At 59.9% G+C, this 25140-nt stretch carries 22 protein-coding genes and 2 pseudogenes; 9 read left to right on the forward strand and 15 right to left on the reverse strand.

Annotated features, from left to right (window positions below):
• Window positions 1-54: 54 nt before the first annotated feature.
• Entirely contained in the window at window positions 55-435 is a 381-nt protein-coding gene (locus tag AB5Y81_RS09565; RefSeq protein ID WP_005307389.1) for a hypothetical protein, read from the reverse strand.
• A gap of 567 nt (window positions 436-1002) precedes the next feature.
• On the opposite strand from AB5Y81_RS09565, the gene AB5Y81_RS09570 reads away from it, so the two are divergent.
• Window positions 1003-1509: an AAA family ATPase gene (locus AB5Y81_RS09570; protein WP_042051277.1), complete on the forward strand. Its 507-nt coding sequence runs from the start codon at window positions 1003-1005 to the stop codon at window positions 1507-1509.
• A gap of 109 nt (window positions 1510-1618) precedes the next feature.
• Here the strand turns inward: AB5Y81_RS09570 and AB5Y81_RS09575 are convergent, their stop codons facing one another.
• Window positions 1619-2050 (reverse strand): hypothetical protein, encoded by a 432-nt coding sequence (locus AB5Y81_RS09575; protein WP_139392397.1) that lies wholly within the window; start codon window positions 2048-2050, stop codon window positions 1619-1621.
• Between the two features lie 553 nt (window positions 2051-2603).
• Here AB5Y81_RS09575 and AB5Y81_RS09580 point away from each other — a divergent pair.
• The gene (locus tag AB5Y81_RS09580) at window positions 2604-3050 is read left to right on the forward strand and encodes a hypothetical protein (protein ID WP_201882988.1); all 447 of its coding nucleotides are present in this window, start codon (window positions 2604-2606) and stop codon (window positions 3048-3050) included.
• 181 nt (window positions 3051-3231) lie between these two features.
• Here AB5Y81_RS09580 and glyS read toward each other — a convergent pair whose 3' ends face one another.
• Both glyS and glyQ read right to left on the reverse strand, forming a co-directional pair.
• Window positions 3232-5301 carry a glycine--tRNA ligase subunit beta gene (gene glyS / locus AB5Y81_RS09585; protein WP_279485057.1) on the reverse strand — a complete coding sequence of 690 codons (2070 nt, stop codon included), beginning with the start codon at window positions 5299-5301 and terminating at the stop codon, window positions 3232-3234.
• Window positions 5302-5310: 9 nt separating this feature from the next.
• A complete protein-coding gene (glyQ, locus tag AB5Y81_RS09590) occupies window positions 5311-6240 on the reverse strand; it encodes a glycine--tRNA ligase subunit alpha (protein WP_010672400.1) in 930 nt (309 codons plus the stop codon).
• A 209-nt stretch (window positions 6241-6449) separates the two neighbouring features.
• Here glyQ and AB5Y81_RS09595 point away from each other — a divergent pair, with 209 nt between their 5' ends.
• Entirely contained in the window at window positions 6450-7031 is a 582-nt protein-coding gene (locus tag AB5Y81_RS09595; protein WP_279485056.1) for a DNA-3-methyladenine glycosylase I, read from the forward strand.
• Between the two features lie 75 nt (window positions 7032-7106).
• Here the strand turns inward: AB5Y81_RS09595 and AB5Y81_RS09600 are convergent, their stop codons facing one another.
• Window positions 7107-9143, reverse strand: coding sequence for a bacteriohemerythrin (locus tag AB5Y81_RS09600; protein ID WP_279485055.1), 2037 nt, complete (start codon window positions 9141-9143; stop codon window positions 7107-7109).
• Between the two features lie 251 nt (window positions 9144-9394).
• Between AB5Y81_RS09600 and AB5Y81_RS09605 the strand changes: the two genes are divergently transcribed.
• Window positions 9395-10051 (forward strand): OmpA family lipoprotein, encoded by a 657-nt coding sequence (locus AB5Y81_RS09605; protein WP_005307410.1) that lies wholly within the window; start codon window positions 9395-9397, stop codon window positions 10049-10051.
• A gap of 145 nt (window positions 10052-10196) precedes the next feature.
• Here AB5Y81_RS09605 and AB5Y81_RS09610 read toward each other — a convergent pair.
• The 4 genes and pseudogenes from AB5Y81_RS09610 to tusA all read right to left on the reverse strand — a co-directional run.
• Window positions 10197-10286: pseudogene (locus AB5Y81_RS09610) on the reverse strand (endoribonuclease L-PSP); the annotation flags it as partial.
• Between the two features lie 28 nt (window positions 10287-10314).
• Window positions 10315-10404: pseudogene (locus AB5Y81_RS09615) on the reverse strand (endoribonuclease L-PSP); the annotation flags it as partial.
• 28 nt (window positions 10405-10432) lie between these two features.
• Entirely contained in the window at window positions 10433-10780 is a 348-nt protein-coding gene (locus AB5Y81_RS09620) for a RidA family protein (RefSeq protein ID WP_005307413.1), read from the reverse strand.
• A 21-nt stretch (window positions 10781-10801) separates the two neighbouring features.
• Entirely contained in the window at window positions 10802-11047 is a 246-nt protein-coding gene (gene tusA / locus AB5Y81_RS09625) for a sulfurtransferase TusA (protein ID WP_005307416.1), read from the reverse strand.
• 171 nt (window positions 11048-11218) lie between these two features.
• Between tusA and AB5Y81_RS09630 the strand changes: the two genes are divergently transcribed.
• The gene (locus AB5Y81_RS09630) at window positions 11219-11410 is read left to right on the forward strand and encodes a hypothetical protein (protein WP_005307420.1); all 192 of its coding nucleotides are present in this window, start codon (window positions 11219-11221) and stop codon (window positions 11408-11410) included.
• Window positions 11411-11482: 72 nt separating this feature from the next.
• Here AB5Y81_RS09630 and AB5Y81_RS09635 read toward each other — a convergent pair whose 3' ends face one another.
• The 6 genes from AB5Y81_RS09635 to AB5Y81_RS09660 form a co-directional block, all read right to left on the reverse strand.
• Complete coding sequence (locus AB5Y81_RS09635; protein ID WP_368146632.1) at window positions 11483-12721, reverse strand: ABC transporter substrate-binding protein; 1239 nt, start codon at window positions 12719-12721, stop codon at window positions 11483-11485.
• A gap of 4 nt (window positions 12722-12725) precedes the next feature.
• Window positions 12726-14171 (reverse strand): ATP-binding protein, encoded by a 1446-nt coding sequence (locus AB5Y81_RS09640; protein ID WP_005307426.1) that lies wholly within the window; start codon window positions 14169-14171, stop codon window positions 12726-12728.
• A 52-nt stretch (window positions 14172-14223) separates the two neighbouring features.
• Window positions 14224-14946, reverse strand: a complete 723-nt coding sequence (locus AB5Y81_RS09645; RefSeq protein ID WP_010635539.1) for a response regulator — start codon at window positions 14944-14946, stop codon at window positions 14224-14226.
• A gap of 341 nt (window positions 14947-15287) precedes the next feature.
• Window positions 15288-16472, reverse strand: coding sequence for an acetyl-CoA C-acyltransferase FadA (gene fadA / locus AB5Y81_RS09650; RefSeq protein WP_198525994.1), 1185 nt, complete (start codon window positions 16470-16472; stop codon window positions 15288-15290).
• Window positions 16473-18620 (reverse strand): fatty acid oxidation complex subunit alpha FadB, encoded by a 2148-nt coding sequence (fadB, locus tag AB5Y81_RS09655; protein WP_095591764.1) that lies wholly within the window; start codon window positions 18618-18620, stop codon window positions 16473-16475.
• A gap of 203 nt (window positions 18621-18823) precedes the next feature.
• Entirely contained in the window at window positions 18824-20761 is a 1938-nt protein-coding gene (locus AB5Y81_RS09660) for an acetoacetate--CoA ligase (RefSeq protein WP_279485054.1), read from the reverse strand.
• 190 nt (window positions 20762-20951) lie between these two features.
• Between AB5Y81_RS09660 and pepQ the strand changes: the two genes are divergently transcribed.
• The 4 genes from pepQ to hemG are packed head-to-tail and all read left to right on the forward strand — an operon-like array spanning window position 20952 to window position 24917.
• The gene (gene pepQ / locus AB5Y81_RS09665) at window positions 20952-22274 is read left to right on the forward strand and encodes a Xaa-Pro dipeptidase (protein ID WP_019840760.1); all 1323 of its coding nucleotides are present in this window, start codon (window positions 20952-20954) and stop codon (window positions 22272-22274) included.
• Window positions 22274-22891: an IMPACT family protein gene (locus AB5Y81_RS09670; protein ID WP_019840761.1), complete on the forward strand. Its 618-nt coding sequence runs from the start codon at window positions 22274-22276 to the stop codon at window positions 22889-22891. The genes pepQ and AB5Y81_RS09670 overlap by 1 nt, the downstream gene beginning before the upstream one ends.
• Window positions 22892-22927: 36 nt before the next feature.
• The gene (locus AB5Y81_RS09675) at window positions 22928-24385 is read left to right on the forward strand and encodes a TrkH family potassium uptake protein (RefSeq protein ID WP_010635534.1); all 1458 of its coding nucleotides are present in this window, start codon (window positions 22928-22930) and stop codon (window positions 24383-24385) included.
• 7 nt (window positions 24386-24392) lie between these two features.
• Window positions 24393-24917 (forward strand): menaquinone-dependent protoporphyrinogen IX dehydrogenase, encoded by a 525-nt coding sequence (gene hemG / locus AB5Y81_RS09680; RefSeq protein ID WP_005307448.1) that lies wholly within the window; start codon window positions 24393-24395, stop codon window positions 24915-24917.
• The last annotated feature ends 223 nt before the right edge of the window (window positions 24918-25140 follow it).

The raw sequence follows: 25140 nt of genomic DNA on the forward strand, positions 1-25140 counted from the left end.
CTTGGTGTTCACTCCATTTATTGCACCAGCCTGTACGCCGGTAGGCCGGCAGGATTAGGGGTTGAAGCTGCGGGTGATCTTCAGCTGATGAATCCCGCCGGAGCACTGGGCATCATTGCCCCAGGCGCTGACCGGCAGGCCGCGTTCCAGCGCCAGCAAGGCCATCTCGAACATGCCCCTGCCGGGGTAATCATTCAGGTTCTTGAAGACATGGAAGCTCGTGCTGCCCTGCTCATAATTCTTTTCCCATGAGATGACCACCGCATTGCCCGCGTCGGGGCCGCCACTGGCCGATTTGATATAACCGGCATGGACATCGGTCAACATGACCTGGTCAAGACACTGCACGTCGACCCGGTAAGTGGCCAAGGCACTGGTAGAGCACATCAGGGTGGACAAGGCGGCCAACATAACGAACTGCTTTTTTATGATCATTCTACACATCTCCATCTGTGTGTTTCAGGTGAATGGCGGAAATTAAAATGGAGAGGTTGAAAAGGCCATGCCTATTTAATTCTGATAAGTCTGATATTGATTTCATATATTACTTTGCAAGTGCATTGTTTGGGTTTTATATTTTAAATTGAAAGTAAGCAATTGATTTTAAACGGTTTTCTTTTGAATGTGGATGTCATAATTTTTCATCATCACGGTGATATGAAAGATGACTAGATATATAAAATAACGCCATTTTAATGCTGCGTTGTTTATTTTTAGGTATGTCTTGGCATAAATAACAGCTTCATTAATGAGGCACAACAAGAAGAAATGGGGCGTACCAAATATCTTTTGTGGTTATTGCTATCCATCAGCCAGCCTGCATATGAATTTGGATGATCGGTAGAGAGGCAGGCTTATATTCACGCGTATTCGATGATGGCTGTCGAGCAAGAGAAGCCACTGGCGGGCATATCCCGTGCAGCCCTGAACTAAGACGCTGTAGGCGCGATGGCAATCCGATACCCTATGGCTCGGATTCTTCTTTTATCAAGGGAATGGAACATGCTGATCATCTTCAGTGGTTTGCCGGGCAGCGGGAAAAGCACCATAGCACGGGCCCTGGCCCGGCGGTTGAGGGCCGTCTACCTGCGCATCGATACCATAGAGCAGGCCATTCGTGCCGCTGAGCAGGCGGATAACGAGATGGGACCCGCCGGTTATTTCGTTGCCTATGGGTTGGCCAGAGAAAACCTGACACTTGGCTCGACCGTCATCACGGATTCCGTTAACCCCATCCAGCTCACTCGGGATGCTTACCACGACATCGCCCGCTCGGTCGGGGTGCCCTGTCTCGATGTAGAGGTCGTCTGCTCCAATCCGAAGCTGTACCGCGAGCGGGTCGAAAACCGGACGGTGGATATCGAGGGGCTGGCATTGCCGGATTGGCAGGCGGTGATCGATCGCGACTATCAACTCTGGGAGAGTGAGCGTCTGGTGCTGGATAGCGCCACCCTGTCGGTCGCCCAGAGCGTGGAAAAGATTGTCGCCGCGTTGGCACAGGAATCGTAGGTTCGATTAGCGCAACGTCATCGAACGAACGAGAGGCTTTGATTGCGGTTGTTGCCGTGAGTCGGGGTTGGCCAGCCGGAGGGGGAAATTCGGCTGGCCGTTATGGCGATTAGAATGGAAGGCCTCCATTGATGGGAATCAAGAACCCCATGCTGTAGTCTTTTGACGCACTACCATAGTATCCACTAGCCACCACAAATACTTGCCCTGTAGAACCATCGAGAGGTTGACTATCAATCACACCATAACCCGGTGTTATTTTTTGTGCATCGCGAAGGCAGAAATGAGCAGTTTTTCTTGGTTCTAGAACAAATGGAGTATTGAGGCTCGGGATAATATTCCAAGGAACAAAAGTACCATTAAAATTCTCACCATTTTTACCATATATCTTGACTGATACTTGAGCGGGCTCTCCAGAAACATTTGATATCTTGATACATGTCTGACCTACTTGCTCCAAGGTGTAAAAATCTGGAATTATTGCTGTCCCTGCGAATGACAAACTAGGTACGAGTAGTAGTGCGCTGGCTAAATATTTCATGTTAATCTCCTATGCATAATAAAACATTTGATATGGTACGTTAATTAATGTTTGTAGTAAGTATCCATATGAGGGATGTTTTATTATCTCGTAAAGAGATATATGAGAAATATATTGGTAGCAAAGGATGTGGATCCCGGAATCTATCCACTTTGCTGGCAAAGGCGTCATGGGTCAGATTAGCGAGTTATCAGTCGGATGACTGATATGCTGTTTTTCCACCTATTCCTGCCAATCAGCTGGTGGCCAGAAAATTGGAAAATTCGGTTGGCCGTTATGAGGGGGGAATCCATTTACGCGAAAGTCCGATTACTCCTGACGGCTAATCGAACCTACAGACTAATTGAATATACGGGTTTCGTGAGATCTCACTCAATTTATAAGTGAGATCTTCTATATAATTAAACAGCTTGTAATTAATTAGGTGTTAGTTTATATGCTTGGATGTTTTAGTAATCACGTTGAATATATAGGTTATATCGTACTCCCTAATGGAAGGGACTTTAATCAGTATTATACTCGAGACAGGCTAACCGATGCGAGTGAGTTTGATATGGATGTATTCAGGTATTTTGTTAACGCAGTTGAGTCAATGAACAATGTTATTGATTATATTTATTTTGATAACTATGACGAGCTTGTGGAATATGTGCAGTTAAATGAGTTTAGAAGACGTATCCTAAACGAACATCCTTCAATGTCTAAATTAGGTGACTTGGCAAACGCCTATAAACATAGCGTTAGACAAGTAAAACAGAACGGAAAAATAGTTATAAATGAAGATAAAATAAAAGCGGCAGACATGAATATGGTAGAAATAAAGACAGAACTTACCATCTCGGCGGCGAAAACCTCATCAACAACTAAAATAACACCACACTTTAGGGCGGAATATTATAATATTTTTCTTGAAAACTTTTTATATTGGTTAGACTATGTTGGGGCTGGAAATAGAAATGCCAAGTTAAGATCTATTTTAGATGTGGGTCTCGGTAAATAGTTTTTGAGGTGATGGATTGCTCTGTTTTCATCTACTCCTGCACGTTAAAATTGCGCACGGTATTTTTTAAAATTTGTAGCCTCCCCTAAAAAATAAATAAAATAATTTCTCTAAAAACAGAATAATACAATAAAAACGGCGCCTTAACGGCGCCGTTTTTATATTACTTACCCAACCAGAATCACTGCAGCAGGGAGATATCTGCCACTTGCAGGAACAGGTTGCGCAGGTTGTTCAGCAGTGCCAGACGGTTGGCCTTGAGAGCCTCGTCGTCGGCCATCACCATCACCTCGTTGAAGAAGGTGTCGACCGGCTCGCGCAGGGCGGCCAGACGGGTGAGGGCAGCCTGATAGTCACCGGCAGCGAACAACGGGGCCAGTTCGGCTTGCAGTTCGGCAACCTGGGTGGCCAGCGCCTTCTCGGCGGCATCGACCAGCAGTTCCGGTTTGACGGCAGTCGGCAGTTCGCCTTCGACCTTGGCCAGAATGTTGCTCACGCGCTTGTTGGCGGCAGCCAGTGCCAGGGCGGCATCCAGAGAGCGGAAGTGGCTGACGGCCTTGACGCGGCGATCGAAGTCGAGCGGACGGGTCGGGCGGCGGGCCAGTACGGCCAGCACCACGTCGGCACCGATGCCTTCGTCCTGATAGGCGGCGCGGAAGCGGCCCAGCATGAAGTCGACCACGTCGGTGACGACGGTCTTGTTGGTCAGCTTGTCGCCGTAGACGCGTACCGCTTCTTCAACCAGTTCAACCAGATCCAGATCCAGCTGCTTCTCGGTCATGATGCGCAGGGCACCGATGGCGGCGCGACGCAGGGCGAACGGGTCCTTGTCACCCTTCGGCAGCATGCCGATGCCGAAGATACCGGCCAGGGTGTCGAACTTGTCGGCCAGCGCGACGGCGCAGGCAACCAGACCGGACGGCAGGGCATCGCCGGCAAAGCGCGGCATGTACTGCTCGTTGAGGGCCACGGCGACCGCTTCGTCTTCGCCATCGTGACGGGCGTAGTGCATCCCCATGACACCCTGGGTGTCGGTGAACTCGCCGACCATGTTGGTCATCAGATCACACTTGGAGAGCAGACCGGCACGCTTGGCCTGAGCCACGTCGGCGCCGATACGCTCGGCGATAAAGCCGGCGACGGTCTCGATACGCTCGACCTTGGCCTTGACGGTGCCCAGCTGTTGCTGGAACAGCACGGTTTCAAGGCGCGGCAGGCGGGAGGCCAGAGTCTGCTTGAGGTCAGTCTTGAAGAAGAACTCGGCGTCTGAGAGACGGGGGCGAACCACCTTCTCGTTGCCGCTGATGATCTGGCTCGGGTCTTTGGACTCGATGTTGGTGACGAAGATGAACTTCGGCAGCAGCTTGCCGTTCTTGTCGTAGACCGGGAAGTACTTCTGGTCACCCTTCATGGTGTGCACCAGCGCTTCGGCCGGCACGGCCAGGAACTTCTCTTCGAAGTTGGCGGTCAGCACCACAGGCCACTCGACCAGTGCGGTGACTTCTTCCAGCAGGTCGTCGTCCAGATCGGCCACGCCACCGAAGGCGGCAGCGGCCGCTTCGGCGTCAGCCTTGATCTTGGCCTTGCGCGCCATGAAGTCGGCAATCACCATGCCGCGCTCCTGCAGGATCTGCGGGTACTGGCTGGCGTTGTCGATGGTGAATTCGCTCTCGCCCATGAAGCGGTGACCGCGGATGGTGCGGGCAGAGTCGATACCCAGAATGTGAGCGGGCACCAGATCCCCATCCAGCAGCAGGGTCACGGTGAAGACCGGACGCACGAACTGGATGGTTTTGTCGCCCCAGCGCATCATTTTCGGGATCGGCAGCTTGGCCAGAGCAGAGGCAACCAGTTCGCCCAACAACTCTTTGGCCGGACGGCCTTCGACCTTGGCGGTGTGAACCAGCCACTCGCCCTTGTCGGTGACCAGACGCTCGGCCTGCTCGACTGTGATGCCGTTGCCACGGGCCCAGCCTTCGGCGGCCTTGGTCGGCTTGCCTTCGGCATCGAACGCCTGGGCGACGGCCGGGCCGCGCTTCTCGACGCTCTTGCTCGGCTGTTCGCCGGCCAGCTCGCTCACCTTCAGCGCCAGACGGCGCGGGGAGGCAAACCACTCGACGTCGCCAAAGGCCAGATCGGCCTTGGTCAGTTCGGCTTTGAAGTTGTCGGCAAAGGCTTCGGCCAGGGAGCGCAGGGCTTTGGGCGGCAGCTCAGCAGTACCGATCTCTACCAGAAATGTATGTTGTGCCATGTCCGTTCCTTAACCTTGCTTGTTCTCGTTGCTGCCACGTTGGCACATCGGGAAGCCCAGCGCTTCGCGGGAGGCGTAGTATGCCTCTGCCACGGCCTTGGTCAGGGTGCGAATGCGCAGGATGTAGCGCTGACGCTCGGTGACCGAGATGGCCTTGCGGGCATCCAGCAGGTTGAAGGAGTGAGCTGCCTTGAGGATGCGCTCGTAGGCAGGCAACGGCAGCGGTTTTTCCAGTGCCAGCAGGTTCTGGGCTTCCTTCTCGTACTGCTCGAAGCAGTGGAACAGGAACTCCACATCGGCGTGTTCGAAGTTGTAGGTGGATTGCTCCACTTCGTTCTGGTGGAACACGTCGCCGTAGGTGGTCTTGCCCAACGGGCCGTCAGACCAGACCAGATCGTAGACGCTGTCCACGCCCTGGATGTACATGGCCAGACGCTCGAGACCGTAGGTGATCTCGCCGGTGACCGGCTTGCACTCGAGGCCGCCAACCTGCTGGAAGTAGGTGAACTGGGTCACTTCCATGCCGTTCAGCCACACTTCCCAACCCAGACCCCAGGCACCCAGGGTCGGGTTTTCCCAGTTGTCTTCCACGAAGCGGATGTCGTGGATCTCGGGATCCATTCCCAGCTCTTTCAGGGAGCCCAGATAGAGTTCCTGAATGTTGTCGGGGGAAGGCTTGATGATCACCTGGAACTGGTAGTAGTGCTGCAGGCGGTTCGGGTTTTCACCGTAGCGGCCGTCAGTCGGACGGCGGGACGGTTGCACGTAGGCGCAGGCGATGGGCTCGGGGCCCAGGGCGCGCAGGCAGGTCATGGGGTGAGAAGTACCGGCACCCACTTCCATATCCAGCGGCTGAATGATGGTACAGCCCTGGCGGGACCAATAGTCCTGCAGCTGCAGGATCAGGCCCTGAAAGGTTTTGACATCGAATTTTTGCATAATTTTTTTCGCGCGAAATGAAATCAGAGCAAGATTTGCTGAATGTGAACCGAAGGAGTATACCGTCTGGCATGGTCGGATAATAGGCGAAATTACAGCGGATTAATGTGATGGCGCTGCGCCGGGCCTGGGCGGGAGGGGTTGTCGGCACTCCCGCGCCCGGGTTGGCATCGACCCCGGGGATTGGATGAAATGACAGGAGAGAGGGAATGGAGTTGCGTTGCGCCTGGGTGACCAAAGACCCGGAATACATTGAATACCATGACAAACAGTGGGGAAGGCCGGTCCATGACGCCCGCGAGCTGTTTGCCAAGCTCTGCCTCGACGGCCAGCAGGCGGGGCTGTCGTGGATCACCATCCTGAAGCGCACCGAGAGCTACCATCGTGCCTATGTGGACTTTGATCCGGTGCGCATCGTGCAGTTCGACGAGCAGGATGTGGAACGGCTGATGCAGGACACCGGCATCATCCGCAACCGGCTCAAGGTGCAGTCGATCATCAAAAATGCCCGCGCCTATCTGGCGCTGGAGGCCGAAGGCGTCGACTTTGTCGATTATCTGTGGGGCTTCGTGGGCGGCGCCCCCATCGTCAACCAGCGCCAGGGCAACGGCGACATTCCGGCGACCTCAGCGGAGTCGGATGCCATGTCGAAGGCGCTCAAGAAGCGTGGCTTCACCTTCGTCGGCAGCACCATCTGCTACGCCTTCATGCAGGCGGTGGGGATGGTGAACGATCATCTGGTGACCTGCCCCTGCCACGCCGAATGCCAGCAGGGGCCTGCGCGCCAATAAACCGGGCGCAAGGTAAAAGAGAAGGGAGGCTGATGCCTCCCTTTTGCATATCGGCATGGCGCCTGTCATGGGCCATCAGGCGATCCCGGCCTGGCGCAGGGAGCCCGAGTACTGCTTGTCGACCTTGGAGATGTGGTTGAGCAGCCAGTTCTTGAGAAACACCAGCAGCTCCATGTTGAACTCTTCGTCGTCCGGGCCGTTGCGCTGCATCAGGGTATCGAGCTCCGCCAGCAGCCGGGCGTGTTCCTCTTTGTGGCGGCGCAGCTCGGGGTAGCCCGCCTGCTCCATCACCTGCTCCTCGTCGGCGAAGTGCCGGGTGGCGAGCTTGAGCAGCTCGTCGAGCCGCTGCTTGCGAAGCTGAGCCGGACTCTTGTCGATGACTGCCTGGTAGAGCCGGTTCATCGCCTCGAACAAGCCCAGATGCTGGTTGTCCATGCTGGGCACCTGCACCATGAAGGCCTCGTTCCAGTGCAGCAGCTCCTTATCCTGGCTGGCTGAGCCAGCCTTGCTGACGTCGAACTGATCGCTGATGAGGCCGATCTCCTCGTTGGCCTGGTTCATGTCCCGGGTGTGGCTGCGGCTCTGGCGCGCCAGCTCCAGGCATTCGCGGGCGATGCTGGCGACCTCCATCACATTGCGGTTGGTCTCTTCGGTGACCTGGGCCTGCTGGCCGGCGGCGGTGGCGATGTGGCCGTTCATGTCGTTGACCCGGGTGATGGCTTCGACGATGGCGGTCAGGGTCTCGCCGGTGCCCGCCGCCTGGTTGACCGCCTGTTCGCTCACGTTGCGGGTGGTGTGCATGGTGGTCACCGCATGGCGGGTGTTGTGCTGCAGCGCCTCGATACGCTGCTGGATGTCGACGGTGGCGGCCTGAGTGCGGGTCGCCAGCTGGCGCACCTCGTCGGCCACCACCGCGAAGCCGCGGCCCTGTTCACCTGCCCGGGCTGCCTCGATGGCGGCGTTGAGCGCCAGCAGGTTGGTCTGTTCCGAGATGGTGCGGATCACCTGCAGGATGTTGCCGATCTGGGTGCTCTCCTGATCCAGCTGGGTCACTTCCCCGGCGGATTGCTCGATGTGGTCGGCCACCTGCCGGATCAGGGAGATGGTCTGGCTCACCTGCCGCTGGCCGTCGTGGGCCTGCTGCTGGGTGAGCAGGGTATCCTGGCTGGCCTGCTCGGTGTTGTGCTCGATGTTGTGAACGGTGGCGGTCATCTCGTTGATGGCAGTCGCCAGCATGTCGGTGTTCTGCTGGGCCTGTTGCATGCTGCTGAGGGTGCTGCCGGAGTGCGACATGAGCAGGGCCATCTTGTCGTGGGTCTTGCGCGAAACCTGCTGCACCGTACCGATCAGGCTGTCGATATTGCCGAGGAAGCGGTTGAACACCTCCGCCAGATAGGCGAACTCGTCCTTGCCCTGGCTGTGCAGCCGGAAGGTGAGGTTGTGGCTGTGGTTGGCCAGCTCGACCAGCTGGCCCATCAGGTGCTGCAGCGGGCCGACGGTCTTGAAGTAGATGAGCAGCAGCATCAGCAGGATGATGGCCAGGCTGACGGCCAGCTGCAGCATGTCCTGATGCTGCAGGGTCTCGCTCTGGCTGCGGATCTCCTGCTCTCGCTGCTGGAACTGTTGTTGCTGCTGTTCCAGTACCGCTTCGACCTGGCTGGCGATGTTGTCGGTAAGGGCGTCAAACCCTTCGGTCGGCTGCTTCATTAGCTGGTTGCCGGCCTCGCGCCCCTCCTTGAGATAGATGTCCACCATCCGCTTGCCGATCTCCAGCTGGCGGGTCAGCAACGGGGTGAGCAGCGCCTTCAGCTGCGGCAGCCGCTCCAGCAACTGGCGGGCCGCCTGGGCGTGCTGTTCGGCCTCGCCGATGGAGTCCATCTCGCCGGAGACGGCGGCATCGGTCAGGAACTGCTGGACCTGGGTGGTGTGATAACGCAGCTCCTGCAGGGCGATCTGCTCGTTGGCGCTGACGATGAGCTGGTTGGGTAGCTCGCCGAGGCGGGCGGTCAGGCTGCTGCGCCAGAGCCCGCCCAGCGCCATGGTGATCAGAATGATAAGGCTGGCACTCAGCAGCAGGTGCCGGATCGAGACGTTGCGAAGCAGTGCGGACATGAGAGACCTCTGAGCACTATTGATGGTGCATTCAATAGTAGTCAATGGAGACGTATTTGGTCCGTTGAACAAGGAGATAGGTCACAGTTGCGCTCTTGATCCGGCTACCGGTTCAGGCGGCATCCAGCCGGCCTGCAGATACTGGGGGGTGGGCAGAGAGGAGCGTAATGTTGATAACGTCACACCTTGGCACACCTCTGGGGTAGAATGCGCCCTCTTTGGATTTGAGTCGGTTTTTTTAGAGGTTTTTCATGCATTTCAAGACAATCGTTCCCGCCGTTGCTCTGGCCGTCGCCCTGAGCGGCTGTACCACCAACCCCTATACCGGCGAGTCCCAAACCTCCAAGGGCGCCTGGGGCGCACTGGCGGGCGCCGCTGCGGGTGCCGCCGTGGGTGCGCTCTCCTCCAGCAAGGGTGACCGCAAGAAGGGGATCCTGACCGGTGTGGCCGCCGGCGCTGCGCTGGGTGGCGGTATCGGCTACTACATGGACGTGCAGGAAGCCAAGCTGCGCGAGAAGCTGCAAGGCACCGGCGTCAGCGTGACCCGCAACGGTGATCAGCTGATCCTCAACATGCCGAACAACGTCACCTTCGACAGCTCCAGCGCCCAGCTGAAGGCCGCCGGTGCCAACACCCTGTCCGGCGTGGCCATGGTGGTTGCCGAGTTCGACAAGACCCGCCTGAACGTGGTTGGTCACACCGACAGCACCGGCTCCCGCGAGCTGAACATGAAGCTCTCCGCCCAGCGTGCCGATGCCGTCGCCGCCCAGCTGATCGGCCAGGGTGTGACCGGCAGCCGCATCGCTACCAGCGGCGTGGGCCCGGATCAGCCGGTCGCCACCAACAGCACAGCCGAAGGCAAGGCCCAGAACCGTCGGGTGACCATCACCCTGACCCCGACCGCCTAAGCGGCCCGGTTCGCAGCCATGAAAAAGGCCCCGCCAGCGATGGCGGGGCCTTTTTATTGGGGCCGTTGCGAGCAATGGCGCCTTGTTTTTTGCCCCCTTCTCCCCTTGCGGGAGAAGGGACGGGGATGAGGGGGATAACTGCCTCTTAGACTGCCGCAGTCAGCTGCACTTCCACCTTGTAGCCTTCGTGGGCCAGACGGGCCTGGACGCAGGCGCGCACGGGTGCGGTGTTGGCGTCAGGGGAACCAGGCATCCCGCCCGGCTTAGACGGCGGCAGTCAGCTGCACTTCTACCTTGTAGCCTTCGTGGGCGAGACGGGCCTGAACACAGGCGCGCACGGGGGCTGTGTTGGCATCAGGGGAGCCAGGCATCCCACCCGGCTTAGACGGCTGCTGTCAGCTGCACTTCTACCTTGTAGCCTTCGTGGGCCAGACGGGCTTGTACACAGGCTCTCACCGGTGCGGTGCCCGCCGGAATCCAGGCATCCCACTGCTCGTTGAAGGCGGCGATGTCTGCAATGTCCTTGAGATAGATGTTGGCCATCAGGATCTTGTCGACGCCGGAGCCGTTGGCTTCCAGCAGACGCTGCAGGCTGGTCAGCACTTCGCGGGTCTGCTGGTGAATATCGGCGGTGTCGGTGGCGGGCACTTCCACCACGTAGAGGGTACCGTTGTGAATGACCACGTCAGACCAACGCTGAGTGGTGCCGATTCGGGTAATAGCTGGCATGGATTGCTCCGGTAGTGTGGCTCATTGACCCTTGCGGATCAGATAGCGGTAAGGGGCCTGCTCTGTCTCGCTGGCGACCAGGGTGTGATCCATGAAGCGGCAGAAACTGGGAATGTCGCGGGTGGTTGAGGGATCGTCGGCACTGACCAGCAGGGTCTCCCCGTCAGCCATCAGCCGCACTTTTTTACGCACCATCATGACAGGTTCGGGACAACGAAGCCCGATTGCGTCCAACTCGTGAGTCGCGTCGCAGAATAAAGCACTCATCAATAATCAACCTTCAACCAAATCAGCTGACAATGATACTCACGGCGAAAAAATAATCAAACGACCTGGGCTGCCAACAGCATATGTAACCAAAGTGTTATCCGGCCCTACCCACACCCCGCCGTATGAGTAATATAAAAATTGAACCATATTCAACAAGGAGGTGTGAATATGCAGGTCTCCTACGGCAGATTACAAGCCTACGCAGGCATGGGGTTCTTGTCTTTCGCCATGATAGTGATGGGCAGCCCGATCGGTAACACCGGCACCTGGTTCGGTTCCATGGTGATGATCGGACTGGGGCTCTGGATCGAGCTCAGCGATTACTACGACGAGGATGAGGACGAAAACGATCAATCCTGACCCCAAGACTCTCACGATGACAAAGGCGGATATCTCATCCGCCTTTGTCGTTTCTGGCCGTAGTGAACCGCGTCAGCGGGTCGAGCGCATGGCCCGCTCCAGATGCAGGGCGGTCAGCTGCGGGTTGGCTCTGGGGTCGTTGAAGAAGTTGCTCAGCACATCCATGATCGCCTGGCGCATGTTGGTCGGCGTCGCCATCCCCTCGGCCATGCTGGGCAGCAGGTTGCCCTCTCGCTCCGCCTGCAGGAAATCCTGGTAGGAGCGCACGGCGCAGCGGTCGAACTTGCTCATGTCCGGTTTGACCAGCGCCGGGATCGACCCCTTCACCCGGTTGAACTCCTGCTGGAAGCGCGGCGTCATCAGCAGCTGGGCCAGTTCGCCCTGGGCCTGCAGCTGGGCGGGATCCCGCTGCTTGAACATGGCGATGGAATCGAGGTTGTAGCTAAACAGCCCCTGGCTGCCAGGGCTCGGCAGGCACTCGATATCCTCGCCTGGCCGATAGTTGCCGGCGCTCAGCTCGCCCTTCACCCAGTCCCCCATCACCTGCATGGCGGCGCCACCGCTCTCCAGCAGGTTGGTGGCCTGGTGCCACTTCAGGCCGGCGTATTTCTCCGGCACATAGCTGCGCAGCTGCTGGAAGCGGGTCAGCACCCGCACCATGTCGGGACCGGTCAGGGTGGCGCTGTCCTGTTCCACGAATGCCTTGCGGTAGAAGGCTTTGCCGCCTTCGCCGAGCGCCACCGTTTCGAACAGCACCGCCAGCTGCCAGGGCTCATTGCCGATGGCGAGCGGGGTGATCCCTTTCTCCTTGAGCCGGTCGGCCACGGTCACGAACTGGGCCCAGCTGGTGGGGGGGGTCAGCTTGTTGCGCTCGAAGATCTTGCGGTTGAGCCACAGCCAGTTGACCCTGTGGATGCCAGTGGGTACTGCCATCAGGGCGCCGTTCTGGCTGAGGGTCTCTCGCACCATGGGCGGCAGCTGGGGGTACCAGCCGAGGTGTTCGGCCATGGGGCTGAGATCGCGCAGGAAGCCGAGTCCGGCCCACTCCCGCAACTCGAACCCCTTGAGGTGGGCCGCCTCCGGCGGGTTGGCCGCCAGCGCCCGGCTTTTCAGCACCGTCATGGCGCTCTTGCCGCCGCCCCCTTGCACCGCGAAGTCGTTCCACTGGTTGCCCTGCTCGGTCCATTCGGACTTGAGCACCTCCACCGCCTTGGCCTCGCCGCCAGACGTCCACCAGTGCAGCACCTCCACCTGGGAGGCGCTTACAGGCAGGGAGAGCAGGGTGATGACAGAAAAAGACAACCACTTCATAAGGTTACTGCCTTGGTAGGGAGAGGGTGGCCTGCAGGCCGCCCTGCGGACGATTTTCCAGCACCAGATCGCCGCCGTGGGCGTGGGCTATGTTGCGGGCAATGCCCAGACCCAGGCCGGTGCCGGCCAGATCCGTGCTGAGCCGGTAGTAGGGCTCGAAGATGCGTTCGAACTGATCTTCCGGCAGGCCGGGGCCCTCGTCCATGATGAACAGGATCAGCATCTCTTCGTCGTCCATGATGATGATGCGCACTTTCTGGCCGTATTTGATGCCGTTGTCCACCAGGTTGCCGATGCAGCGCTTGAGGGCCAGCGGTTTGCCGCGGTAGGGCTGCTTGCAGTGGCCTTCGATGGTCAGCCGCTCGTCGTGCAGGTTCATGGCCTCCGCCATCTGTTCCAGCATGGCGTCGATGTCGAGCTGCTCGATGTTCTCGTGGATGTCGGTGTCCTTCACCGTCTGCAGCGCCCCCTTCACCATCAGCTCCAGCTCGTCCAGATCCTTGTTGAACTTGGCGATCTGCTGCTCGTCGTCGAGCAACTCGACCCGCAGCCGCAGCCGGGTGATGGGGGTCTTGAGGTCGTGGGAAATGGAGCTGAACAACCGCTCTCTATCGTCGATATAGCGGCGGATGCGGTGCTGCATGATGTTGAAGGCGCGGGTGGCCGCCACTATCTCGGAGGCCCCCTCTTCCTTGAGAGAGGGCTGGTCGATGTCCTTGCCGAGGTTGACTGCCGCCTTGGCCAGCCGGCGCAGCGGCCGCGTCTGCCAGCGCACCAGCAGGAAGGTGAAGAAGCAGAGGAACACCGTCATCAGGGCGATGAAGCGCACCTGGTTGCTGGGCATGACGGTGTCATCCAGCGTCATGTAGGGGGCGGGCAACAGGGCCGCCAGATAGAGCCACTCCCCCGGCTCTATCTCGATCTGGGTCACCAGTACCGGCGGGTTGAGCGGCTCCAGCGACAGGGTGTAGCGGGCCCAGGAGGAGGGCAGATCCGCCAGCAGGGTGTCGTTGTTGAAGACGTGCAGATCCTCTGGCCGCGAGAAGTCCACCTTGATCGCCATGGCGTCGGAGAGCTTGCGGGTCAGCACCCCCTGCACCTCCTTGAGCACCAGCGTCTTGCGCTCGCTGTCGGGGATGGCGCTGATGTGGATCTCCTCTTCGTTCAGGGAGACGAAGAAGCGGCTGCCGCCCATGTTGCGCAGCTGGTCCAGCGCGATGTGGCGATACTGCAGCGGCAAGGACTTGAAGAAGTTGACGGTGGAGGCGGCCGACAGCGCCAGGTTGCGGGTGGTGCTGAGCATGCCCTCCAGCTCCCGCTTCTGGATCTGCTGCATCCAGATGCCGGTGAGGATGGTCTGGGAGAGCAGGATCGCCAGCAGCAACAGCAGCAGCATCCGCGACAGCAGGGAGCGGGGTACCAGGACCCGCCAGAACCACCTGCTATTCATGGGATCTCTCGCCTTGTGTCGATCAGCATGCCGTCGCTACCTTGCCGGGCCATCATGGTATCTCGTGCACCTCGGCGATCAGCATGTAGCCACTGCCGCGAATGGTCTTGATGATGCGCGGGCTCTTGCCGTTGTCACCCAGCTTCTGGCGCAAACGGCTGATCTGCACGTCGATGCCGCGCTCCATCGGCAGGCTCTCGCGACCGCGAGTGGCGTCCGAGATGGTATCCCGGTCCAGCACCACGCCGGGCTGCTGCAGGAACATGCCGAGCAACATGGCGTCGCTGCCGGAGAGATCCAGCAGGCTGCCATCTTCGTGAGTCAGCTGGTGGCTAAGGGTATCCAGGGTCCACTCGGCGAAGCGCAGCCGACGGCTCGGCTCCTTCTCTTTCTCCGGCTGGCGAAATTCGGCGCGGCGCAGCAGCGCCTTGATGCGGGCCTGCAGCTCGCGCGGGCTGAACGGCTTGGCGATGTAGTCATCGGCACCGAGTTCCAGCCCGATCACCCGATCCGCCTCGTCGGAGGCGGCGGTCAGCATGATGATGGGGACCTGAGAGTCGCGACGGATCTGCTGGCAGAGGGTAAAACCGTCGTCGCCAGGCATCATGATATCGAGAATGATGAGATCCGGGCTGTGCTGGGCGAGCTGCTGGCGCATCTCGTTACCCTCCGCTGCGGTCAATACCTCGAAGCCAGCCCTGGTCAGGTATTCATTGAGCAGCTCGCGGATCTCTTGGTCGTCGTCGACGATCAGCAGTTGTTTGCTCGTTGACATATGTATGTGCATCCACCCATTTTTTTGTGCAGATTGAACCTGTCGGGGGAGCAAAAAGCAAGCAAGCCCCCCATCTAATGTGAGGTTATGGGCAATATCCTCCCATATCCTGCCGTGCAAATAAAAAAGGCCGACCCAAACGGGCCGGCCAAGACGCAGATGCTGACGACAGAAGTGCACCCCGTGTGGCGCACTCCACAGACTCGATGGCGGGGCAGTATGACCGGCCCCAAAACCTGCGATACGGGCCGCTTCGCCGGGAAGCAGGAGCGGGCCCATATTGTAAAATTCGGCCCCTGGCGGGGCACTTCCCGGACCGGCGCACCGGTCCGGGGATACAGTTACACTCGCTCGAACACGGTGGCGATACCCTGACCCAGGCCGATGCACATGGTGGCCACGCCCAGGGTCGCGTCCTTCTCTTCCATCAGATTGATCAGGGTGGTGGAGATGCGGGCGCCGGAGCAGCCGAGCGGGTGACCCAGGGCGATGGCGCCGCCGTTCAGGTTCACCTTCTCGTCCACCAGGTCTTGCAGACCCAGATCCTTCACGCAGGGGAGGGACTGGGCGGCAAACGCCTCGTTCAGTTCGAACAGATCGATGTCACCGACGGTCAGACCGGCCCGCTTGAGCGCCTTCTGGGTGGCCGGCACCGGGCCGTAACCCATGATGGCGGCATCGCAGCCGGCGATGGCCATGGCGCGTACCTTGGCGCGCGGGGTGAGGCCGAGCGCCTTGGCGCGATCCGCACTCATCACCAGCATGGCGGCGGCGCCATCGGACAGGGCCGAAGAGGTGCCGGCGGTGACGGTGCCGTTGACCGGGTCGAACACCGGGCGCAGCTGGCTCAGGGTGTCGACCGTGGTCTCGGGGCGGATCACCTCGTCATAGTCGTAGAAGAAGCGGGCGCCGCTGGCGTCGTGCCCTTCCAGCCCGACGATCTCCTTGGCGAAACGGCCTTCCACGGTGGCGGCATGAGCACGGCGGTGGGAGCGAGCGGCAAACTCGTCCTGCTGTTGACGGCTGATGCCGTGCAGCTTGCCGAGCATCTCGGCGGTCAGCCCCATCATGCCGGAGGCTTTTGCCACCGACTTGGCCATGCCGGGGTGGAAGTCCACCCCGTGGCTCATGGGTACGTGGCCCATGTGCTCGACGCCGCCGATGATGAAGATATCTCCATCACCCACCTGGATGGCGCGGGAGGCGTCGTGCAGCGCCTGCATGGAGGATCCGCACAGGCGGTTGACGGTCACGGCGCCCACCTGCTTGGGAATGCCGGCCAGCAGGGCGGCGTTGCGGGCGATGTTGAAGCCCTGCTCCAGGGTCTGTTGCACGCAGCCCCAGTAGATGTCCTCGATCTCGTTCGGGTCGAGGTTGGGGTTGCGCAGCAGGATGGATTTCATCAGGTGCGCGGACAAGTCTTCTGCACGCACGTTGCGGAAGGCGCCGCCCTTGGACCGGCCCATCGGGGTCCGGATACAGTCGACAATGACTACGTCTTTCATGAATGGATCTCCTTTCCGCAATCAGTAGAAGGTTTTGCCCTGGGCAGCCATCTCACGCAGCTTGTCGCTGACGCGGTAGAGCGGGCCAAGGTCGGCATACTGGTCGGCCATGGCGACATAGCGATCCAGACCGATAGTGTCCAGATAGCGGAACACGCCGCCGCGGAAGGGAGGGAAGCCCAGACCGTAGACCAGCGCGATGTCGGCTTCGGCTGGCGTGGCGACTATGCCCTCTTCCAGACAGAGCACCACCTCGTTGATCATCGGGATCATCATGCGGGCGATGATGGCGTCCTTGTCGAAATCCTGTTTCGGCTTGGCAATCGGGGCCAGCAGCTCGTAGCTGGCGGCATCGGCCACCTTCTTCGGTTTACCCTTCTTGTCGGCCTCGTAGGCGTAGAAGCCCTTGCCATTCTTCTGACCGAAGCGGCTCGCCTCGTACATCACGTCGATGGCGGTACGGCCTTCCTTGCTCATGCGCGCCGGGAAGCCCTGTGCCATCACATCACCGGCATGGTGGCCGGTGTCGATGCCGACCACGTCCAGCAGGTAGGCGGGGCCCATGGGCCAGCCAAACTCCTTCTCCATCACCTTGTCGACGGCGGCGAAGTCGGCGCCATCGGCGACCAGCTTGTTGAAGCCGAAGAAGTAGGGGAACAGCACGCGGTTGACGAAGAAGCCCGGGCAGTCGTTGACCACCACAGGGGACTTGCCCATGGCGGCGGCGTAGGCCACCACGCGGTTGATGGTGTCGTCCGAGGTTTGCTCGCCGCGGATGATCTCCACCAGCGGCATGCGGTGCACCGGGTTGAAGAAGTGCATGCCGCAGAAATTCTCGGGGCGCTTCAGGCTCTTGGCCAGCAGGGAGATGGGGATGGTGGAGGTGTTGCTGGCGAGCACGGCGTCTTCGCCGATCACGCCTTCCACTTCACTCAGCACGGCCGCCTTCACTTTCGGGTTCTCGACCACGGCTTCGACCACCACGTCCACATGCTTGACGTTGTCATAGCTGAGGGTCGGGGTGATGGCGGAGAGCACCTGACCCATCTTGATGCCGTCGATGCGACCGCGCTCGAGCTGGCCGTTGAGCAGCTTGGTGGCTTCGCCCATGCCAAGTGCCAGCGCCTTCTCGTTGATGTCCTTCATCACCGCCGGGATGCCCTTGCTGGCGGACTGGTAGGCGATGCCGCCCCCCATGATGCCGGCACCCAGTACGGCGGCATGGCCGGTGGCCTTGTTTGCCTGCTTGGCGGCCTTCTTGGCCAGCGCCTTGATGTGCTGATCGTTGAGGAAGATGCCGACCAGCGCCTTGGCCACGTCGGTTTTCGCCAGCTTGATGAAGGTGGCGGCTTCGGCGGCCAGCGCTTCGTCCCGACCCATGCCGGCGGCGGCTTCCACCGTCTTCACGGCGGCCATGGGTGCCGGATAGTGTTTACCCGCCACGGCGGCAACCATGCCGGCGGCGGTGGTGAAGCTCATCATGGCTTCCAGTTTGGAGAGACGGAGCGGGGCCTTCTTGGCGGCGCGGCGGCTCTGCCAGTCCAGCTTGCCCTTGATCGCGTCCTTGATCATCTGCACAGCGGCGCTGTGCAGCGCATCCGGGGCGACCACGGCATCGATGGCACCCACTTTGAGAGCGTCATCGGCACGGTAATCCTTGCCGGTGGTGATCCACTCCAGCGCGTTGTCGGCGCCGATCACTCGCGGCAGGCGGACGGTGCCGCCAAAGCCGGGCATGATGCCGAGCTTGGTCTCGGGCAGACCGATCTTGGCCGTGGTATCAGCCAGCCGGAAGTCGGTGGAGAGAATGGTCTCGCAGCCGCCGCCTAGGGCGTGACCCTTGATGGCGCTGAGGGTCGGCACCGGCAGATCTTCGATGGCATTGAAGATGTCGTTGGCCTTTTTCAGCCAGCCGAGCAGATCTTCCTGCGGCAGGTCGAACAGTTCCAGGAATTCGGTGATGTCGGCGCCGACGATAAAGGCGTCTTTGCCGGAGGTGAGGATCAGACCTTTTAGTTCACGTTCTTGTTGTAATGCGGCGATCGCTTCGCTCAGGGAGAGCAGGGTAGCGCGATCCAGCTTGTTGACTGAACCCGGAGCATCGAACCTCAGCTCGGCAATGCCGTCTTCGAGGTAGCTGACCGTCAGGGTTTCGCCTTGGTAGATCATGAGAGTGTCTCCTTGTTCCCACATGGTGGGGGGGTGGTGCTCCTTTATCCCCAGCAGGGGGCGAGGCTCACTATTGATCCAAAAGAAGACAATTTCAACACCTATTTAAAACATTCGTTTAACAGATCTCGAGTAAAAGCTCGCCTCAGATTAACAACCAAAATAAAGGCGTCTGATGACGCCTTTATTAACCTTGTGTGGCCTCAGCTGGCCAGCTCGGGCCGGTCGCGATACTGGCTCAGCACCTCGGGATCGGCGAGAGCGTGGGTGTTGTTGACGGGCCGGTTGTGCACCACTTCCCGCACCGCCAGCTCCACTATCTTGCCGGACTTGGTGCGCGGAATGGCGTCTACCTGCAGGATGCGGGCCGGCACGTGGCGGGCGGTGCAGTGCTGGCGCACCTGCTGGCGGATACGCTCGCGCAGCGGCTCGTCCAGCTTGAGACCAGGCTTGAGCTTGACGAACAGCACCACCCGCTCGTCTTGCTGCCACTGCTGGCCGATGACGATGCTCTCTTCTACTTCCTCCAGCTGTTCGACGTAGCGGTAGATCTCGCTGGTGCCAATGCGCACGCCCCCCGGGTTGAGGGTGGCGTCGGAGCGACCGTAGAACAGGATGCCACCGGTCGGGGTCAGCTCGATCCAGTCGCCGTGGCACCAGATGTTGTCGAACCGCTCGAAATAGGCGGCGTGGTACTTGTTACCGCTGTCGTCCCCCCAGAAACCGATGGGCTGGGCCGGGAACGGCTTGGTGCAGACCAGTTCACCCTTTTCACCCTGTACCGGCTGGCCCGCTTCGTTGAATACCTGCACCGCGAGGCCGAGGCCGCGCCCCTGACTCTCGCCGCGGTAGACGGGGCTGAGCGGGTTGCCGATGACGAAGCAGGAGCAGATGTCGGTGCCACCTGAGATGGAGCTGAGCTGCACATCCCGCTTGATCTGCTGATAGACATAGTCGAACCCTTCGGGAGAGAGCACGGAGCCGGTGCTGCAGATGAGCCGCAGGTGCGGCAAGTCGTGGGTCTTGATCGGGGCATAACTCTGCTTGTGCAGCGCATCCAGGTATTTGGCCGAGGTGCCAAACAGGGCGACCTCTTCGTCGCGGGCGAGATCCCACAGTACGTTGCCGTCCGGGTAGAAGGGGGAGCCGTCGTAGAGCACCAGGGTGGCGCCGGAGGCGAGCGCGCTCACCAGCCAGTTCCACATCATCCAGCCGCAGGTGGTGAAGTAGAAGATACGCTCCCCCGGCTTGATGTCGCAGTGCAGCTGGTGCTCTTTGAGATGCTGCAGCAGGGTGCCGCCGATGCCGTGCACGATGCACTTGGGCTTGCCGGTGGTGCCGGACGAGTAGAGGATGTAGAGCGGGTCATTGAAGGCCATCGGCTCGAACTGCAGGCTGGCATCCGGCTGGTCGGCCAGGATCTGACGCCAGTCGTGACCCAGCTGCAGGGAGTGGCCGAGCAGAGGGATCATGACCGTCTGCTCTATGCTGTCGATCTGGCCGACGACCCCCGCCACCTTGTCCTGAATGTCGATGGCCTTGCCGTTGTAGCGATAGCCATCCACCGCAAACAGCACCCGCGGCCGGGTCTGGCCGAAGCGCTCCACCACGCTGGCTTCGCCAAAATCCGGGCTGGTGGAGGTCCAGATTGCTCCCAGACTGGTGGTCGCCAGCATGGCTACCACGGTTTCCGGGATATTGGGCAGATAGGCTGCCACTACGTCGCCCCGGCCGATTCCTTGGCCACGCAACCACTGAGCCAGCCTGGCCACCTGATCCGCCAGTTCGCGCCAGCTCAAGGTCTGGCTGGGGCTCCCTTCGATGCGGGAGATGATGGCCGGCGTGTCATCCTGACGGCGCAGCAGGTTTTCGGCGAAGTTGAGCCGGCTGTCGGGGAACCAGCGGGTGCGCTGCATCTCCTGGCGGTTCTCCGCCACTATGTTGCCGAGCTCGCCCTTGACGCCGCAGTGCTGCCACACCAGCGGCCAGAAACGGGTTGTCTTCTCCACCGACCACTGGTAGAGCTGGGCGTAGCTGTGCAGCTGCAGGCCGTGGAAGCGGTTGACCTCGGCCATGAAGTGCTGGAGGTTGGATTGCTGCATCCGCTCCTGATCCGGTTGCCACAGGCAAAGGTTGTGCATGAGTAGTCCCTGACTGCATGTATCTACCGGCAGTGTATTGAATTGTTTTTTATTTGTTAATGGTTGGTTTTTGTTTCATAACAAAAGCCTTGTAACGTATGCGTTACCTCACGAAGCGATTGCTTGACGGTTCGAGCCTTGATTCGCTTGATGTTATGCTGAAACCACATTTCTCCCGGAGCAGGACGCCATGAGCAGCTACAGCCAACTTTTTGCCCAGCACCTCGACACCTTGCAGCAGCGCACCCGCGACATACTGCAACAGCAGGGACTGGGCGGTCTGGCCATCCACTCCGGCCAGACCCACCGCATCTTCCTCGATGATCAGGATTACCCCTTCAAGGTGAACCCCCAGTTCAAGGCCTGGTTGCCGGTGCTGGACAATCCCCACTGCTGGTTGCTGGTGGACGGGGTGAACAAGCCGGTGCTGCTGTTCTACCGGCCGGTGGATTTCTGGCACAAGGTAGCGGACCTGCCCAACGCCTTCTGGGTCGACTTCTTCGACATTCGCTTCCTGACCCGCCCGGAACAGGTTGCCGATCATCTGCCGGCCAACAGGCAGGAGTGGGCCTATCTGGGTGGCCATCTGGAGGTGGCCGAGCTGCTGGGGCTGGGCCAGCCCAACCCGGAGGCGGTCCTCAACTATCTGCACTACCACCGTGCCTACAAGACCCCCTATGAGCTGGAGTGTCTGCGCGATGCCAACCGCATCGGGGTACGCGGCCACATTGCGGCCAAGGACTCCTTCATGGCGGGGGCGAGCGAGTTCGAGATCAACCTGGCCTACATGAAGGCGGTCGGGCAGGGGGCCAATGAGGCGCCCTACGGCAATATCGTCGCCATCAATCGCAATGCGGCCATCCTGCACTACACCCACCTCTCCACTCAGCGGGTACCCGATGCGGAGCGCTACTCCTTCCTCATCGACGCCGGCGTGGACGTGCACGGCTATGCCTCCGACATCACCCGGACCTGGGCCTGGCGGCGCGGCGAGTTTGCCGATCTGATCGCGGCGCTGGATGCCCAGCAGCAGGAGATCATCGAGGAGATCAAGCCGGGCCGCCGTTACAGCGAGCTGCATCTGCAGATGCACCACAGGCTGGCGCGCCTGCTGCAAGCCACCGAGCTGGTGGACATGTCGGTGGACGAGATGATCCACACCGGGGTGACCAACGTCTTCTTCCCGCACGGCCTCGGCCACTTCCTCGGCCTGCAGGTACACGATGCCGGCGGCTTCATGCAGGATGAGCGCGGCACCCACCTGTCGGCCCCCGAGCAGTTCCCCTATCTGCGTTGCACCCGGGTGATGGAGGTGGGCCAGGTGTTCACCATAGAGCCGGGCCTCTACTTCATCGACAGCCTGCTGGAGCCGCTGCGCCAGGGCGAGCAGGGCAAGCGTGTCAACTGGAACAAGGTCGAGGCGCTGCGCCCCTATGGTGGCATCCGCATCGAAGACAACGTGGTGCTGCATGCCAACGGGGTGGAGAACCTGACCAGACAAGCAGGGCTCTGATGGCGGCGGACTATTCCATACCGGCCGCACCGCTGGAGGTGAGTGAAGAGATCAAGAAGAGCCGTTTCATCACTTACCTTGCCCACACGCCGACCGTCGAGGCCGCCAAGGCCTGGATTGGCGAGATAAAGCAACAACATCCCGGGGCCCGGCATCACTGCTGGGCCTTTGTCGCAGGCGCCCCGCAGGACAGTCAGGTCTATGGCTTCAGCGATGATGGTGAGCCCTCTGGCACCGCCGGCAAGCCCATGCTGGCCCAGCTGATGGGGTCGGGTCTCGGCGAGATCGCCGCCGTGGTGGTGCGCTATTACGGTGGCGTGCTGCTGGGCACCGGCGGTCTGGTCAAGGCCTACGGCGGTGGCGTGGGGGCGGCACTCAAGCAGCTCGAGACCCACATCAAGCGCCAACAGACCACCTCTCTCATCCAGTGCGACTATGTCGACATGGGGGCCGTAGAGGCCCTGATCCAGGCTTATCAGGGCCAGTTGCTGACGGCCGACTATGGCGCCAGCGTCACCCTGCAGGTGGCGTGGGAGTCCGCGCTCTGGGCCCGAATCGCACAGGAATTGACCGACCGAACCCAGGGTCGGGTATCCCTTCGTCCCTTAGATGGCTAGAATCCATCGCTCTTTTGGTCTGAAGAGGGAGCCGGAATGCAGATTCTGAGCATCATTCGTATCGTTGGCCTGCTGGTCGCACTGTTCAGTTCGACCATGCTGCTGCCTGCGATGGTTGCATTTGGCTATCGTGATGGTGGTGGTGCCGAGTTCGTCAACTCCTTCTTCATCGCTCTGCTGCTCGGTGCCGCACTCTGGTTTCCCAACCGTCATCAGAAGAAGGACCTCAGGTCCAAGGAGGGCTTCCTCATCGTCGTGCTGTTCTGGGTGGTACTGGGCAGCGTCGGGGCCTTGCCGTTCCTGCTGGGAGAGGTGCCCGGCATGACGGTGTCCGAGGCCTTCTTCGAGTCGTTTTCCGGCCTGACCACCACGGGGGCGACCGTGCTCACCGGGCTGGACAACCTGCCCAAGGCGTTTCTGTTCTATCGTCAGCTGCTGCAGTGGTTGGGGGGCATGGGGATCATAGTGCTGGCGGTGGCCATACTGCCGCTGCTCGGCATCGGGGGCATGCAGCTCTATCGCGCCGAAATTCCGGGGCCGGTCAAGGACAACAAGGTCACCCCGCGCATCGCCGAGACGGCCAAGGCGCTCTGGTTCATCTATCTGCTGCTCACCTCCCTCTGCGCCCTGGCGTACTGGATGGCGGGCATGACCCTGTTCGATGCCATTTGCCACTCCTTCTCCACCATGTCTGTGGGGGGCTTCTCGACTCACGATGCCAGCATAGGTTTCTTCAACAGCCCGGCCATCAACCTGATCACAGTGCTGTTTCTGCTGCTGGCGAGCGTCAACTTTGCCCTGCACTTCATGGTGTTCGCCCACAAGCCGGTGCGCCTGAGCAGTTATCTGCGGGACTCCGAGCTCAAGGTGTTCCTGAGCATCCAGTGTGTACTGGTACTGATCTGCTTCGTTTCCCTGTTGTTCCACGGCCACTACGATACTTGGCAGGATGCGCTCAACCACGGCCTGTTCCAGGCGGTGTCGCTGGGCACGACTACCGGTTACAGCACCACCAGTTATGCGGATTGGCCCTCTTTCCTGCCCATGCTGCTGATGTTCTCCGCCTTCATTGGCTGCTGCGCCGGCAGTACCGGGGGCGGCATCAAGGTGATGCGTTTCATGATCCTGTTCCTGCAGGGGATGCGCGAGCTGAAGCGACTGGTGCATCCACGCGCCATCTATACCCTCAAGCTGGGCCGTCGCGCCGTACCAGAGCGGATCGTGGAAGCGGTGTGGGGCTACTTTGCCACCTATATCATTCTGTTCTTCATCTTTATGCTGTTGTTGCTGATGACCGGCTTGAACGAGGTGACCGCCTTCTCTGCCGTGGCGGCCGCGTTTACCAACGTGGGGCCGGGGCTGGGGGAGGTGTCGGCCAACTTTGGCAATATCTCGGCAACGGCCCAATGGATACTGGTGGTCGCCATGTTGTTTGGTCGATTGGAAATCTTTACGCTTCTGGTACTGTTTACCCCTGCATTCTGGCGTAGTTGAGGTTGGTATGGACAAGATTCTGGTGCTTTATTCTTCCCGTGACGGGCAAACGCGAAAAATCGTCGATGCCATGCTGGCTGAGATCGAGGGATGCGAGGTGGTGATGCAGGATCTGCACAGCCTGCCCATGTGCAACCTCAGCAAGTTCAAGAAGGTGCTTATCGGCGCTTCCATTCGCTATGGTAACTTCCACCCCAGCCTGTTCAGTTTCATTCATGCTCATCACGAACAGCTGGAAGTGGCCAACGCTGCCTTCTTCTGCGTCAACCTGACGGCCCGCAAGCCCGAGAAGCAGACCCCGCAGACGAATGCTTACATGAAGAAGTTTTTGCGTCTCTCCCCCTGGAAGCCAAAAACCCTGGGGGTGTTTGCCGGTGCGCTGCAGTACTCCCGCTATAACTGGTGGCAGACCCGCATCATTCAGCTGATCATGAAGATCACCGGCGGTAGCACGGATACCAGCAAGGACCTCGAGTTTACCGACTGGGACAAAGTGCGCAGTTTTGCCCGCGATTTCTGGTCAAAAAAATAGCCGTGGCAGTGTGAACGCGGCTTGAGCCCTGCGGATGCAGGGCTTTTTGTTTGATAAATAGACGCTTGACCGACCAAAACACGAAAAATGCCAGTTTTTGCAAAATTCCCCTTGTCATCGCGGTGCGGCTCCCTATAATGCGCCTCCATCGACACGGCAAGCGGCAACGCAAGCAGCATGGTCGGTAGCCTCGAAAAGCCTTTGAAAATAAGGCTTGACTCGA

The sequence above is a fragment of the Aeromonas sp. s2 genome, assembly GCF_040907935.1.
Taxonomy (GTDB): Bacteria; Pseudomonadota; Gammaproteobacteria; order Enterobacterales; family Aeromonadaceae; genus Aeromonas; species Aeromonas dhakensis.